This is a genomic window from Nostoc sp. ChiQUE01b, from assembly GCF_034531255.1.
In the GTDB taxonomy this organism is placed as follows: Bacteria; Cyanobacteriota; Cyanobacteriia; order Cyanobacteriales; family Nostocaceae; genus Nostoc.
On record NZ_JAVRBM010000134.1, the window covers coordinates 1 to 15,043 of the forward strand.

Below are 15,043 nucleotides of genomic sequence, written 5' to 3' on the forward strand. Positions count from 1 at the left end.
GTTCGCTATCATACCTTCATTTGGCGACTTTCTTAAACACCTACCCTTGAAAGGGCAGGGGGCAGGGGGAATGGGGAATGGGGAATGGAGACAAGAAAGAAGGGGGAGACAAGGGAGAGATTTTCAATAATTCCTCCTTGTCTCCTAGTCTCCTCTGCACCCCTGCACCCCTGCTCCTCTGCTCCTCTGCACCCCTGCCCTCATCTCTCCACTCCCCTAAGAAGGCTGAATATTAACTTAGATTAAAAATGCTCTCAGAAAATGAAGCTCTGATTAAATGTGCTGCAAAGCAATCCCTAAGTAGTACCCTTGGCTATAACCTCCATACTGCAAGGTTTTTGCAGATTTAATTCGCTTTTTATATCACCAGCATGGGCTGTAACTGCTAGCCGTTTATTTTAATGAAAACTTAAGATTTTTGACAGATTGGCTGCTTTGGAGCGATCGCCCGTATTCTAGAAATTGACAAACCGCTATTTGGCTTTTGTCATCTCTACTCACGGAGTTTGTCTTAAATGACTATTTTTACTAACTTTCTCCGCTCCTTAGTACTCACAATCATTTTTAGTTTTGTCGTTCCCATGTTTTTCATTGGCGGTGGATTCCTCCTTCTATCCCTCATTGGTTACTTCCCTGGTTTACAAGACTTAACTGAGGCGATCGCAACTCAGATTATACATTTTCTCGCCACCTTCGGCAGTGGAACTCCTCTACGCGGATTATTTGTAATTAGCTTGACCTGTAGTTTTGTTGGGGCACTGTTTGATATGTTTGTTTATTATAGGTATCAAATTTTACGAATAAATTCTTAAGTAGTAAAATAGCTTCATTAGGAGATTATTGGGCTGTAGAAGACAGGAAAAGTTATATTTCTAAGAGTGAAAGTACTACCGGTCTTAACTTAAATAGAGATTAGTGTTGCTGAATCAATTTTTATTAATTAAATTAAGTATTGAAGTAATTGATTAAATATTTATATATAGCAATCCGATTTGATTCGGTGAATTACTCGTAGGGACTCTTTACTGGGGAAGGTGGGGCCCCTGAAGGGGATAAGGGGTAATGGGGACTGGGAAGAAGGAATACAGTAAGAGGCAGCGGCTCTAACCTTTTTAACCCGCACCAAATTCGGTGTATTGCCTTACTAACGGTTCATGAAATGCCAAAACAATATCTTCCTTTGGGACTCCTAACTTTACTAAGTCATTGGCAATACCAATCTCAGTGCCATCGTATTGTATCCAAATCTTCCCATCTTTGATATCAAGATGCAAAACACAGCCATATTGCCGTCGTCGATTCTTCCAGCCTACGTATACTAATTGATAGTGATCGTGAATAAGATCAAAAATGACTTGTTTTTCTATTTCAGTTTTTGACGAACCTCGACTAGCATATTCTGCAAGTAATTGTTGAATATAACCTCGATATTGGTCTAATTTTTCCATTCTACAATCACCTCATTTACAGGATCGTAAACGATTAGCTTTAGTTGAGAGCGTTGAATAACAATTTGAATAAATTGCAATGCGAAGAAGCTGCTGTAAGTTCCTAAAGGAACAGCTAAGTATAAAACTCGTTCTGGTTCTTGAATCTCTAAAGCAATTTTATAGTTGAAACATTGACCCAATGCTGTATGAAATTCGTAAATATTTGATGCACCAAGAAAACTCTTAATCTCAACCGCTATTTTCTCTCCGGCTCTCTCAGCTGCTAATATCGCCTCTGCACCCAAATCAATGTACATTTCAACCCCACGAGTTCAATTTCTAGAGGATCATCTGTAATCACCCAACCTTCTTTCTCTAGCCCTTTTTTAACAGCATCATGAAAAACATCTCTTGCAGCCATTCAAATATAACTTTTTTAATTACGTAAATGCGGGAAGTGCGGCTTCCCGCAGGGTATTACGAATTAGTATTGTCTCTAAATATAGCACTGCTAAAGTCAATGTGTGACCTCATCGATATTCTTGATATTCCTGAACTCTGGATATTAGGGCTGATGCATAGACACAAAGAGAAGGAGTACCCGACCTGACTTTTCACCTCATGTGGAAAAACCCACAAAAAACCTAACCCCCTACTCGCATCGGGAAGTGGGAAAATTCAAAGTCTCTCTTCTTCTAAGAGAGAGATTTAGAGAGGTTTTCCAGATACCATGAAAAGTCAGATACCCGACGACTGAAGTCTGTTAACGAAGCTGATAGATCCCGGCAATTCTGGAGGGCCACTGCTCAACTCTAATGGGCAAGTAATTGGTGTCAATGCTCGATTGACTGTTACCTTAGCAGAAAATGGTATCTACTATCTGTTGGCTAACACTTTTGAAGCAGGAAAATCTGGTAGTTACAGTTTACGCGCAGCGATATCTCAGCAGTAATTTATTTTTAGTTGGTGAATTATTGGGTATAAATAAACATACTCAGATCCCCGACATCTCAAAGAAGTCGGGGATCTATCTTTTGAGTATTTTATGTTTAATTAGGTTGCTATACACTCCCTAAAATTTAAACTACTGCTGCTGTTGCCTTGACTGCAAAAATTTTATTAATCACATCTTCTACCACCTTATCTGGGGTAGAAGCACCAGAAGTAATTCCCACAACAATTTCTCCATCTGGTAGCCAGTTTTCTGTAGTTATTAACTGCCCATTTAATTGCCGATGTTCAATAGAATATGCTGATTTCAGGCGTTGAACACTATCAATATGATAAGAAGGAATTCCTCGCTCATAAGCAATTTGTTGCAATTGAGTAGTATTCGATGAATTAAACCCACCAATTACTACCATCAAATCTAAATTATGTTCCACTAATTCCAACATGGCATCTTGCCGTTCTTGGGTTGCATCACAGATAGTATTGAAGCTTTGGAAATGCTGAATTAACTCAGTGGGGCCATACTTATGTAACATAGTCCGCTCAAAAAGCTTGCCGATTTGCTCAGTTTCGCCTTTAAGCATGGTAGTTTGGTTAGCAATGCCAACTCTTTCTAAATCGCGATCGGGGTCAAATCCTGCTGAACAAGCTTTCGCAAATTTTGTCAGAAATTCTTCACAGTTGCCACCATTGATAATATAGTCAGCAACATATTCTGCTTCTGGCAAATTCAACACAATTAAATACTTGCCAGCGAAAGAACTAGTCGCAACTGTTTCTTCGTGCTTATATTTACCGTGAATTATTGATGTATAGTCAATTTTTTTGTGCTTTTCTACTGTATTCCAAACTTTAGAGACCCAAGGACAAGTTGTATCAACAATTTTGCAGCCTTTATCGTGAAGTATCTGCATTTCTTGAACGCTAGCCCCAAAAGCAGGTAAGATGACTACATCACCAGTACCAACAACAGAAAAGTCTTTTTTAGTTCCTTCAATGGGGATAAATTCTACTTCCATCTCCTGCATCCGCTGATTTACAGAAGGGTTGTGGATAATCTCGTTAGTAATCCAGATGTGTTCTGTGGGGAAGTGCTGACGAGTTTCGTAGGCCATTGCTACAGCCCGTTCTACACCCCAGCAAAAGCCAAAGGCTTGTGCTAGTCGGATTGTCACATCACCCCGTTGCAGAGTGTAATTGCGATCGCGAATTTCCTGAATCAAGTTACTCTGATACTCAGATTGCAACTGGGTGGCAATTTCTGCTTGATGACCAAAGCCCTTGCGATTGTAATTTTCTGAATGTTGGAGGCTGCGCTTAAAAGCTTTTGTATCCATTAGATTTTTCTATTTAAATCACTATTGCTTATTTTCTCGCGCCTAGACGCGATTGATACAGAGTTGTCTTCAAAGATATTACTTCTTTTTGGGCTTTAGCCTTTTTCTGTCGCAGGAGGTTGACGCTGGGGTTTTAATTCAATCTCGCTATAAATCTGCAATGCAGAACGCCAAACCATATAGCCTTCAGGACTTAAGTGTAAGCCATCAGTAGTAAATTCGCGGCGGAGATTTCCTTGCTTGTTGGTAAACAGGGGATGTAAATCGAGATATTTGACACCTTTTTTGGTAGATATGCTTTGCAGTTGCCGATTCAACTCGCGAATGCGACTATTGGCAACAGCCAATAGTTTATCTCGTCCTTTCCAAGTTGCTTCTTCTGCTCCATGTGGCAAAATCGATTGGACAACAATTTGCGCTGTAGGATGCGTCTTTTGTAGGTAATTGATAATTTGCCGCTGATTATCTAAAATTTCTCCATTGCTCATCCCCCGAATTAGGTCATTAATGCCAATCATCACAAAAATCACCTCTGGCTGGGTGCGATCAAATATTTTTAATCTTTTCAAGAGTCCATTGCTGGTTTCGCCAGAAATTCCTTGATTGAGCCAATTTTTACCTTCGGGTAATAACTCAGGGGGAAACCACAAACTCAGAGAATCTCCCGCCAGGATGGTTAGATGCGGAGGATGTTGGTCAGCAGCGACCTTGGCTTCTTGGTTGAGGATATCTATCCACTCTTGATAAGTAAGTTGGTGACGGCGACCTAAATCAGGTGTAGCAATTTGCGGTGAGTTGTTCAGGTTGATTGGCTCTGGGGATGTTACTATCCCAAAAAAAGCGGTCAATCTCTGCTGTTGCCAAATTAGCAGGATGACCGCCAACATTAGGATGCCGTTGGTTAACAGCGAGAAAAATGCCCAGATAGGAAAGGTTTTAAGAGATGTAGACACGACTAGCGAAATTTACCAATTATTTGAATCAAATTTTAACGCTAGCGATCGCAAATTACACAATCTTAAATTGGGCATTGGGGAGTGGGGGAGAATAATAACTCCCTACTCCCTACTCCCTACTAAGTGGGACGATCGCCAAACTCGGAGTTGTAACCTTCTTCGCCGTGTTCGTTGATATCTAAACCTTGCAACTCTGCTTCCTCTTTGACTCGCAGCCCGACTGTAGCATCGATAACTTTGAGAATAATCCATGTACCAACACCTGCGATCGCATAAGCAACGGCAATTGCTACTAGTTCAACTCCCAATTCACCCAAATTACCACGCAGCACTCCGTCTTTACCTCCTCCGTTGACTTGAGTCGTGGCAAAAATGGCCGTTAAAATTGCCCCCACTGTACCACCAACACCATGCACGGGAAAGGTATCTAAAGCATCGTCAATTTCTAGCTTGTGCTTGAAACTCACAGCATAAAAGCAAACAAAGGCAGTGATGAAACCAATTAAAATCGCTGATAGCGGTGTGACAAATCCGGCGGCGGGGGTGATACCCACCAAACCAGCAACGGCTCCTGTAGCTGCTCCCACGGCGGTTGGTTTACCTCGTAAAACGCTTTCCAAAATTAGCCACATTAAAGCCGCTGCTGCTGCTGATGTATTGGTAGCAACAAAGGCTGTTGTTGCTAAATTTGTTATTAAATTACCAGAAGTTCCACTGGCAGCAGATAGGGCGCTCCCAGCGTTGAAACCAAACCAACCAAACCATAGCAAGCCAGCACCCAGTAAAATAAACGGAACGTTGTGCGGCGGGCTAAGACGATCCGGATGGGTTTTCCGAGGCCCAAGGACGAGCGCTGCTACTAGGGCTGAAACCCCAGAACTAATATGAACTACTGTGCCGCCTGCAAAATCGAGGGCACCTAATCCACCGTACAAACCCAAGAATCCACCTTTTGCCCAGACCATGTGTGCCAGAGGGGCGTAAACAAAGGTTGACCACAGTAGAACAAACAGCGAATAGGCGCGGAAACTCATCCGCTCAACGATCGCCCCAGAAATTAAGGCTGGGGTAATAATGGCAAACATGGCTTGGTAGATCATGAATGCCTGATGGGGTATTGTTCCGGCATAAGAGACGACTTCCGGCGGGTTTGACCCTTTGAGATAATCGGTGATCTCTAACCCGACACCATTCAACCCAAGCCATTGCAATCCACCGATGAACGGTAAACCGGGCGCAAAGGCCAGACTATAGCCCCACAGAATCCAGGTAACTCCGACGATCGCCATTAACACAAAGCTCATCATCAATGTGTTTAGGATGTTGCGCGATCGCACAAATCCACCATAGAAAAACGCCAATCCTGGTGTCATTAGTAGCACAAGTGCTGCTGAAATCAGCATAAATGCTGTGTCTCCAGTATCAGCAGTAGGCGGGGCAGTAGTTGGGGTTTGGGCAAAAGCATTGCCCATCAACGGCCCTCCTAAAAACAGTAGGGTGATAGCTCCAATCATCACAACTTTCTTCAACACTTCTTTTTCTTCCTAAACACCAATGATTTGTATCCTTAACTACATTTGATTACTTTTATTGACACATTTTTGTCTTGAAAGTTACTTAACCTGAAATTTCTTGAAATGTTAACAAAAATATAAACCGGATTGTAGTTGCCAAGATTTAAATTAGCGTATAAACACGCAATCATTACATTGCATCTTTATTTTTTGAAGAATAGAAGAATAGTATCTTATTCAAGCCTGACAAAATTCCAAATTTTTATTTACCTACTGTTACAAAGCAAAATAATTGTGATATTTGACAAATATTGTAAATTATCGCCAGTATTTCAGAGAATTTACACAAATATACAGTAGATTTCACATTCTCTACGAACGTGAACAGCGTGTCAAAGACAAAGGCTATGCCAATGTGAGTTACAGAGATACCTATTCGTGCGATCGTGATCGTCTCCTAGAGAAGAAAGAAGCAAGTAGCGTCAGGGTTGGAGGGAAGTATACCTCATGTAGTTGCAAAATGCTGCATCATGAGTTTTCTTTATATCTCCCGCATAAACACGTAGATATCTAGATGCTTGCTTTTGACAGGTTAGTTGCGAAAAAACTTTTGCAATTTTGCGTGAGATTATTATCTGTTTCAAAGGGAACAATATAAAAGTTATTGGTCAAAAAAAATTATATAGAAATTTTACTTAAGTTCTAGGAGCAAACATGATAATTAAAACACTTACTAAAGCTAAACATACTCCGATTAAGTCGTAGCGGTCTGGAATTACCCCGTCTACCTTCCAACCCCAAAGCATTGCCATTGCGATAAACACGCCGCCATAAGCCGCATACACTCTGCCAAAATTTGTTGGTTGTAGAGTTGCAATAACCCCATAGAAAGCTAAAGCAATTCCCCCCAATATGCCCAACCAGGACGGCTTACCTTCGCGTAACCACAACCAGATCAAGTAGCTGCCCCCAATTTCCAATAAACCAGCCCACAAAAAATACAGCAGGGACTTAATCATTTGACCGATTATTTAATAACATATAACTCAGTAAAATTACGCTAACGCTTTTAAGTAAACTATTGTCATTAATTAAAGGTAAGTTTGTTGACGAAATTGGGTACTGGGTACTGGGTACTGGGGACTGGGTAGCGGGGAATGGCAAGAAACAAGATAAGTACTAAGGACTTCTTTTTTAATAATTACCCCTTATCCCCAGAGGGGGCCCCACCTTCCCCAATCCCCATTCCCTATTCGCCAATCCCCAGAATGTAGATAAGGCTCAAGGATGAAAGCACCATTACCTGATAACGAAGCCCAGAGAATCGAGGCACTTTTGCAGTATAAAATTCTTGATACGTCATCGGAAGCCACCTTTGACGATCTGACTCGTTTAGCCTCGTATATTTGTCAGACTCCTATTGCCTTAATTAGCTTAATTGATACAAATCGCCAATGGTTCAAGTCAAAAGTTGGTTTGGATGCCCCAGAAACACACCGAGATTTCGCATTCTGTGCCCATGCCATTCTCCAGCCTGATGTTTTGGTCGTACCTGATGCAAAATACGATCAACGGTTCGCAACAAATCCACTGGTGATATCTGATCCAAATATTCGGTTTTATGCTGGTGTACCTCTAACGAACCCTGAAGGATACGCCCTCGGAACCCTATGTGTAATTGACTACGTACCACGAGAACTTAATCCAGAACAAATAGAGGCATTACGAACTTTAGGTCGTCAAGTGATTAAGCAACTGGAATTGCGGCGAAATTTAGCAAGTTTGGTACTTGTTACCAAGAAAGGCAAACAGGCACAGATGGTACGCAAGCAATTTTTCAAAAAGATTGCAGCAAGTTTTGGTTTGTCGTCAATAATTTTACTTCTGATTGGGGTGGTTTCTTATCAAAATACAAGAGTATTTAGTAATATTAATCGCAGTATAGTAAAAAATACTTATAAAAAACTTAACAGTCTAGAGGAAATACTGTCCCAGGTAAAGGATGCTGAGATTGGACAACGTAGTTACATCTTCACTGGAGAAAAACTTTATCTAAAACCGTATCAAACAGCACTTGGTAACGTCGATCAAGAAATTGCCAAGTTGAAGAATTTAACAGTAGATCAACCGAATCAACAAAAGCAGATTGCAAGGCTTGAATTTCTGATCGCGGCTAAACTTACTGAACAAAAACAGACTATCGATTTGCGCCAGAACAAGGGATTAGAGGCGGCGTTGCAAGTACTGCCAAGAAACGACCGCCAAAATCTCATGGATGATATCCGCAAGGCGATCAATGAGATGGAAAACGAGGACAGGGGACGAATCCGACAGCAGTCACAAGCAGCAAAGACTTGGACTCGGAACACAATTGTGACACTGGCGATCGCTATAAGCCTAAGTTTTATTGTTCTTGTTATAGTTTACTACTCGATCTATCGTCAGGTTACAGAGCAAAAGAGGACAGAAGAAACCTTAAATCAAGAACGCAACTTTATCTCAGCAGTCCTTGATACAGTGGGTGCGTTGGTAATAGTTTTCGATTCTCAAGGGCAAATCGTTCGTTTCAATCAAGCCTGTGAGCAAATAACTGGTTACTCCTTTGATGAGGTGAGGGGTAGGTATTGCTGGAACTTGTTTCTACCTCCTGAAGAGGTAGAGCCAGTCAAAGCAGTTTTTGACCAGTTACGATCTGGTCAACTTTCCAATGAGTACGAAAATTATTGGGTAATGAAAGATGGTAGTCGGCGGTTGATTGCCTGGTCGAATACCACTTTAAAAGACTATGACAGCTGTGTTGAGTACATTGTTGGTACTGGTATTGACATTACCGATGCCAAACGGACACAACAGCATCTGACAGCACAATATGCTGCAACCCGCGTCTTAGCAGAGTCCGCCACAATTAGCGAAGCTACTCGCCAAATCTTGCAAGGAATCTGTGAGAGTTTGGCATGGGATTTGGGTGAAATTTGGATGGTGGATTGGCAGGCAAATGTGTTGCGTTTTCTTGATATCTGGCATAAACCATCCCTTGAAATGCAAGAGTTTGAAACACTCAAGCGCCAAACCACCTTTGCACGAGGAATTGGACTACCTGGACGGGTTTGGGCTAATTCTGAATCTGTTTGGATCGCTGATCTCGCTAAAGATATTAATTTCCCTAACTTCAAAATAGCTGCTCAAGTAGGACTACACGCAGCTTTTGGTTTTCCGATCCGCAGCGGTAACAAAATCCTCGGTGTGATTACCTGCTTCAACCGGGAAATCCAGCCGCTTGACGAAGATTTAGTAAAAGCGATGAATTCTATCGGTGAGCAAGTGGGGCAATTTATCCAGCGTAAACAGGCCGAAGAAGAAATACAACGCCAAAATTTGCGATCGCAACTATTTACCGAAATCACCCTGAAGATTCGTCAGTCTTTGGACATCGAAGAAATTCTCCAAATCACTGTCGAGGAGGTACAAAAGATTCTCCAGACTGACCGAGTTTTAATCTATCAGCTTTTGCCAGATCAGTCTGCAAACACCGTTATTGAAGCAGTAGTTTCTGGCTTACCAGCAATCAAAGAGCAAAATAACACCGCCCCCTACTTTGAAGCAGAATATCTCCAACAGTACTATCTACAGCAGTATCGTCAAGGAAAGATTTTCGGACTGGATAACTTGGATCTCCTGGAAGTTGAACAAAGCCATCTGGAATTAATGCAACAGTTTGGGGTGAAAGTCAATTTAGTTGTGCCGATTCTTGTTAAAGAAGAACTTCGCGGTTTGCTCATAGTTCATCAGTGTGACGATTCCCACCACTGGTCTAGCTTTGAAACTGATCTTTTACGGCAAATAGCCGACCAAGTAGGTATTGCTTTAACCCAAGCCCAACTATTAGCAGCAGAAACTCGTCAGCGACAAGAACTTGAAATTGCCCGTCGCCAAGCCGAATTAGCTTCTCAGACGAAAAGTGCCTTTTTGGCAAATATCAGTCATGAAATTCGCACGCCGATGAACGCTGTATTGGGAATGACCAGTTTAGTGTTAGATACTCCCTTAGACGAAGAACAGCGAGATTTTATTGAAACAATTCGGAGTAGTGGAGACGCCCTTTTAAGTTTAATCAACGAGATTTTGGATCTTTCCAAACTTGAAGTTGGAGAGATGGCTCTCGAAACACTCGATTTTGACCTATCCACTTGTGTAGAAGATGTGGTGGAATTATTGGCTCCCTCAGCCCATAACAAGGGATTAGAAATTGCCGCACTGATCGATCGCAACGTCCCCACCCAACTCAAAGGAGATACTGGTAGGCTGCGGCAAATTTTGATGAACTTAATCAGCAACGCGATCAAATTTACCAGCGCTGGCGAAGTATTAGTACAAGCCGAATTGCGTACGCTTTCTCCAACTACAGCCACCATCCATTTTGCCATTACAGATACAGGTCTTGGCATTAGCCCTGAAGACCAACGCAAACTCTTTACGCCATTTACACAAGTGGATGCTTCGACCACTCGCAAGTATGGTGGTACCGGTTTGGGATTAGCCATCTGTAAACAACTTGTAACTTTGATGGGAGGAGTGATTGGGGTAGAAAGTCAGATGGACAAAGGATCTAAGTTTTGGTTTGAGGTGCTTTTTACCAAACAAGTTGAGCCTGTTGAGCCAAAATGCGAACGCGGACTTTTGCAAAATTGCCGCTTATTGATAGTGGATAATAACGCTACTAATTATAAAATTATCTCCCATCAAGCTACTCATTGCGGAATGGAGGTAGATCGAGCTGACAGTATTGCTGCGGCCCTTAAAATGATTCAGCAAGCTAGCAAGCAGGGGAAATCATATCATGTTGCCTTGGTTGATCTGCAAATACTCCAAACAAATAGCATGACAATAAAAGAACAAATTCAAGCCAATTCTGCAATTGCTGAGATACCTTTGATTCTGCTCGCCTCTACTAATCAACGGGATGAAGTACAACAGGCGCTCAAAATCGGATTTGCTGCTTATCTATTCAAACCCATTAAGCCATCACGACTCCTTGATACCATTATAAATATTTTAGAAACTCAGCCGGAATCAGCACAAGAGTTTAGAGGCAGCAGGCTAGAAGTTACAGAAGAAATTCCGAGTACAGAAACTTCAGGTATTCTAACTTCTTCTCCTAACTCCTCTAGTAAATCCAAGTTAAGAATTCTCTTAGCCGAAGATAATTTGGTGAATCAAAAAGTAGCATTAAAGCAACTCCAGAGTTTGGGCTATAAAGCCGATGTCGTTGCCAATGGAAAGGAAGTTTTGCAGCTATTAGAAAAAATTCCTTACGATTTGATTTTAATGGATTGCCAAATGCCAATTCTCGATGGTTTGGAAACCACAAAAGAAATTCATCGTTGGCAAGAACATGCTTTTGCATTGGGTCATCGTCCTGTGGTGATTGCGATGACAGCTAATGTGATGAAAGAAGACAAACAAACGTGTCTAAATGCCGGAATGGACGACTATTTGAGTAAGCCAGTATTTAAAGAAAAATTGGCTGAGACTTTAGAGCATTGGACAGGTGTGATCGTTTCCCAACAAGAAGGAGTTGTCTCTGAACAGACAGTTTCCACTGACTTAGCAATTGATTGGGAACACTTGCATCAGATATCGGGAAACGATCAAGAATTTGAATTAAATCTATTGCAAATATGCGTTGAAGATATTAAACCCCGTTTAGAGATAATTAAAGCAGCGATCGCGGCTGATGACTTTGGGCAAATAGCGCGAGAAACTCATCACCTTAAAGGTGCTAGTGCCAACATTGGAGCCACAACTATGTACTTAGCAACTGACAAACTAGAACAACTAGCTAGCGATCAAGACCTTAAAGGTACTACTAATTTAATTTTAGAATTAGAAGAATTTGTCAACTGCATTCAATATTTTTTAATTAAAAACAAAGTCGTGAAGGAGGCAGGAGGCAGGAGGCAGGGGGCAGATGGTCACTGAGGAGCAATTATCGCATTATCTTCCAGTGTCAGCAACACGGCTATGAGATAATGCTCTTTTACACAAAACTTATGACTGCCGTTTATATTCAAGACGAAACCGAGTTCGATACGCTGCTTGAAACCGAGCCGTTATTTGTAGTAGATTGCACGGCTACTTGGTGCGGTCCGTGCAAACTCATTGCCCCGTTGATAGATCAACTAGCAGCACAGTACAGCGCTCGTGTCAAGGTCTTTAAGCTAGACCTCGACACCAACCAGCCTGTCGCTAAACGATTTGGCATTCGTAATATTCCCGTTGTCATGCTCTTTAAGCAAGGCAAGTTGGTAGAAACAATGGTCGGTGTTAAGCCCTACGAAGAATTTAGCAGCACCCTCGATAAATATTTGAATTGATATTATTTGAGCTAGTATCTTTATTGCTGGAGTATTTGCGGGTTGGTTGGGAAGCTGTCAGGACAAAAATGTTGATCCAGCTACAAGCTAGTTGATATGGTTGAATATGCTGAGTTGGTGCTTGAAACCCTTGATGGGCAATAATAAAAGGCTTTATCTTTAACGTTTGAGTCCTGGCACTTAAATTGAGGACATAACCGCCTATAAGCTTTGATTTTAAAGGAAAATTCTAGGGTTTAATTAAAGTTTCAGCTTGACACCTATTGAAGAGCCAAAAATTCATACACAAAAACATCGAAAAACACCTATTTTATGTCCTAATCTACCTGGCGATCGCTATAACGCCTATTTAAAGGCGTTCCCTACCAACACGCACCCAACGGTAGCCGTAGCCTTCAAGTTGTATGCCGCTTTCTGGATGTTTGATCGGCTCATAGGGTTTATCTCCAAGCAAATCAATCCAATGGGATTCGCTCTTGCCGCTTAACTTGAGAGTTACTGTACAACCATCTTTTGCCAGATTATGAAGGGCTACAACCGTTCCATCGCGCCACTGATAGCGTAGAGCTAACACTCCTGAGTTATCTGTCTCAATCAGTTCCCAACTTCCCCAACCGAACTCTGGACATTCTTTAAGCATCCGAATTGCTCGTTCCATCCAGTTTAAAAGTGAGTTGGGATCTCTTCTTTGAGCAATGACATTCAGGTGTGGGTAGCCATATTCCCCTTCTTTGATGACGGGGAGAATAAGTTGATCGCTAGGAGCGGTCGAGAACCCTCCATTAGACTCGGCTGACCATTGCATTGGGGTGCGGCTGGCGTCGCGTTGTTTCAACGATAAGTCATCTCCCATGCCAATTTCTTCGCCCGCCTTCAGGACTGGTGTTCCTGGCATAGTAAACATCAGGCTGTAAGCCAGACGAATCCGACGCTCGTCTCCTTGAACCAAAGGTGGAAAGCGACGGCGAATACCGCGATCATAAATCCACACCTGCTCTTTATTCTGATGAAATTTGGTCAATATTTCTTCTCGTTCCGATTCAGAGAGCTTGTCTAACGACAATTCATCATGATTGCGGATAAAGTGCGCCCACTGACAAATATCTGGAATCTCTGGCGGTGCTTTCAATCCTTCTATAAGAGGAGCTGCTGCTTCGCGAGCCAAGGCAAGCATGAGATATTGATTAACGATAAAGCTAAACAACATCTGCAATTTATCGCCATCGTCGAAATATTTTGGTACATCCTCCATTGAGACATTCGCTTCTGCCAAAACGATCGCATCTCCTCGTCGCCAGGAAAGAAAGTTCCGCATCTGTTGCAGATAACGGTAAGGGTCTTTAATATCTGCCTGTTTTTCAATACCCTTTAGCTCAATTAAAAACGGAGCTGCATCAACTCTAAAGCCAGAAATCCCCAGTTGGAGCCAAAATCCCATGATTTTGTCGAATTCCTCCCGAACTTGAGGATTGCCAATATTCAAATCTGCCTGATGCTCAAAGAAGCGATGAAAGTAATAGGCTCCGGCTTCCTGATTGAATGTCCAGGTAGTTTGTTGATAGCCAGGGAAAATAATTCCTGACTCGGCATCAGCAGGTTTTTCCTCTGACCAAACATAATAATTCCGGTATTTAGAATGCGGATCTTTGCAAGCAGCTTTAAACCAAGGATGGTCAGTCGAGGTGTGATTAATTACTAAGTCAACAATAACGCGCATACCGCGATCGTTTGCCTGACGGAGAAATTCTACAAAGTCTCCTAATGTTCCCAAACGCGGATCTACACTGTAATAATCCGTGACATCATAGCCGTTATCTCGGTTTGGTGTGGGATAAAATGGCATGAGCCAAATACAGTTAATGCCTAAGCCTGCAATATAATCTAAGCGCTCAATCAGTCCCTCAAAGTCTCCTATGCCATCGCCGTTACCATCTATAAACGTTTCAACATCGATGCAATAGATGACAGCACTTTTATACCAGAGGTTTAGCATAATACTCACAGCGATCACTTTCGCCATCGTATCTTTTTTTGGTTTTTCTTAAATATCTGTCGATAGAGTTAGATTTGCTGGCGTTGCTGAATCAAGGGATGGGTAATGCGATTGCCCAACATGGCAATGCTGTCGGGCGATGGCTTCCATGACACTACATCAAGGACAATTGCCCAATCCATCCCGACCCTTGACATTATGTAAGTAATGTACTACATTTGTAGTATACAAGAACAGCCTCCTCAAAAGCATTGCAATAATGCTTTCTTGGGTCTGTAGCTCTAACGGTAGAGTTCCCAGATGTCACTTGTGCCCTGACAGAAAAAGCTTACATACTTGCTCAATGGTAGAGCGATCGTCTCTTAAACGATAAGTGCAGGTTCAATTCCTGCGGTGTTACCACAGCTTTTTCAACTTGCATGAGGTGTGAGTGTAACGCGAATTTCTCACAAACAATAAAAAATCAATTTATATGGACTGATGTTAGA

Annotated in this window: 10 protein-coding genes, 1 tRNA gene and 1 pseudogene; 5 read left to right on the top strand and 7 right to left on the bottom strand. The window is 42.0% G+C overall.

What is annotated here, in order from left to right; all coding sequences use genetic code 11:
* The first annotated feature begins 515 nt into the window (after positions 1 to 515).
* On the top strand, positions 516 to 812 hold the full coding sequence (locus RMY63_RS39400) for a hypothetical protein (protein WP_322733871.1): 297 nt from the start codon (positions 516 to 518) through the stop codon (positions 810 to 812).
* Between the two features lie 300 nt (positions 813 to 1,112).
* On the opposite strand, the gene RMY63_RS39405 is transcribed toward RMY63_RS39400, so the two are convergent.
* A complete protein-coding gene (locus RMY63_RS39405; protein ID WP_322733872.1) occupies positions 1,113 to 1,448 on the bottom strand; it encodes a XisI protein in 336 nt (111 codons plus the stop codon).
* Positions 1,436 to 1,851, bottom strand: a pseudogene (locus RMY63_RS39410) (XisH family protein). Before RMY63_RS39410 ends, RMY63_RS39405 begins: the two are co-directional and overlap by 13 nt.
* 354 nt (positions 1,852 to 2,205) lie before the next feature.
* Here RMY63_RS39410 and RMY63_RS42055 point away from each other — a divergent pair.
* Positions 2,206 to 2,382 (top strand): trypsin-like serine protease, encoded by a 177-nt coding sequence (locus RMY63_RS42055; protein WP_416212594.1) that lies wholly within the window; start codon positions 2,206 to 2,208, stop codon positions 2,380 to 2,382.
* 127 nt (positions 2,383 to 2,509) lie between these two features.
* On the opposite strand, the gene RMY63_RS39415 is transcribed toward RMY63_RS42055, so the two are convergent.
* From RMY63_RS39415 to RMY63_RS39430, 4 genes are all read right to left on the bottom strand, one after another.
* Positions 2,510 to 3,718 (bottom strand): 4-hydroxy-3-methylbut-2-enyl diphosphate reductase, encoded by a 1,209-nt coding sequence (locus tag RMY63_RS39415; protein ID WP_322733873.1) that lies wholly within the window; start codon positions 3,716 to 3,718, stop codon positions 2,510 to 2,512.
* Positions 3,719 to 3,813: 95 nt separating this feature from the next.
* Complete coding sequence (locus RMY63_RS39420; RefSeq protein ID WP_322733874.1) at positions 3,814 to 4,671, bottom strand: SGNH/GDSL hydrolase family protein; 858 nt, start codon at positions 4,669 to 4,671, stop codon at positions 3,814 to 3,816.
* Between the two features lie 122 nt (positions 4,672 to 4,793).
* Positions 4,794 to 6,188 carry an ammonium transporter gene (locus RMY63_RS39425; protein ID WP_416212595.1) on the bottom strand — a complete coding sequence of 465 codons (1,395 nt, stop codon included), beginning with the start codon at positions 6,186 to 6,188 and terminating at the stop codon, positions 4,794 to 4,796.
* Positions 6,189 to 6,883: 695 nt separating this feature from the next.
* Entirely contained in the window at positions 6,884 to 7,207 is a 324-nt protein-coding gene (locus RMY63_RS39430; protein WP_322733876.1) for a YnfA family protein, read from the bottom strand.
* Positions 7,208 to 7,475: 268 nt separating this feature from the next.
* Here RMY63_RS39430 and RMY63_RS39435 point away from each other — a divergent pair, with 268 nt between their 5' ends.
* Together RMY63_RS39435 and trxA are read left to right on the top strand one after the other, a co-directional pair.
* Complete coding sequence (locus tag RMY63_RS39435; RefSeq protein WP_322733877.1) at positions 7,476 to 12,167, top strand: GAF domain-containing protein; 4,692 nt, start codon at positions 7,476 to 7,478, stop codon at positions 12,165 to 12,167.
* Positions 12,168 to 12,238: 71 nt separating this feature from the next.
* Positions 12,239 to 12,562: a thioredoxin gene (gene trxA / locus RMY63_RS39440; RefSeq protein WP_322733878.1), complete on the top strand. Its 324-nt coding sequence runs from the start codon at positions 12,239 to 12,241 to the stop codon at positions 12,560 to 12,562.
* Positions 12,563 to 12,911: 349 nt separating this feature from the next.
* Here trxA and RMY63_RS39445 read toward each other — a convergent pair whose 3' ends face one another.
* Positions 12,912 to 14,582: an alpha-amylase family protein gene (locus tag RMY63_RS39445; protein WP_322733879.1), complete on the bottom strand. Its 1,671-nt coding sequence runs from the start codon at positions 14,580 to 14,582 to the stop codon at positions 12,912 to 12,914.
* A gap of 304 nt (positions 14,583 to 14,886) precedes the next feature.
* Here RMY63_RS39445 and RMY63_RS39450 point away from each other — a divergent pair.
* Positions 14,887 to 14,957: transfer RNA gene (locus RMY63_RS39450), tRNA-Lys, on the top strand.
* Positions 14,958 to 15,043 lie beyond the last annotated feature (86 nt).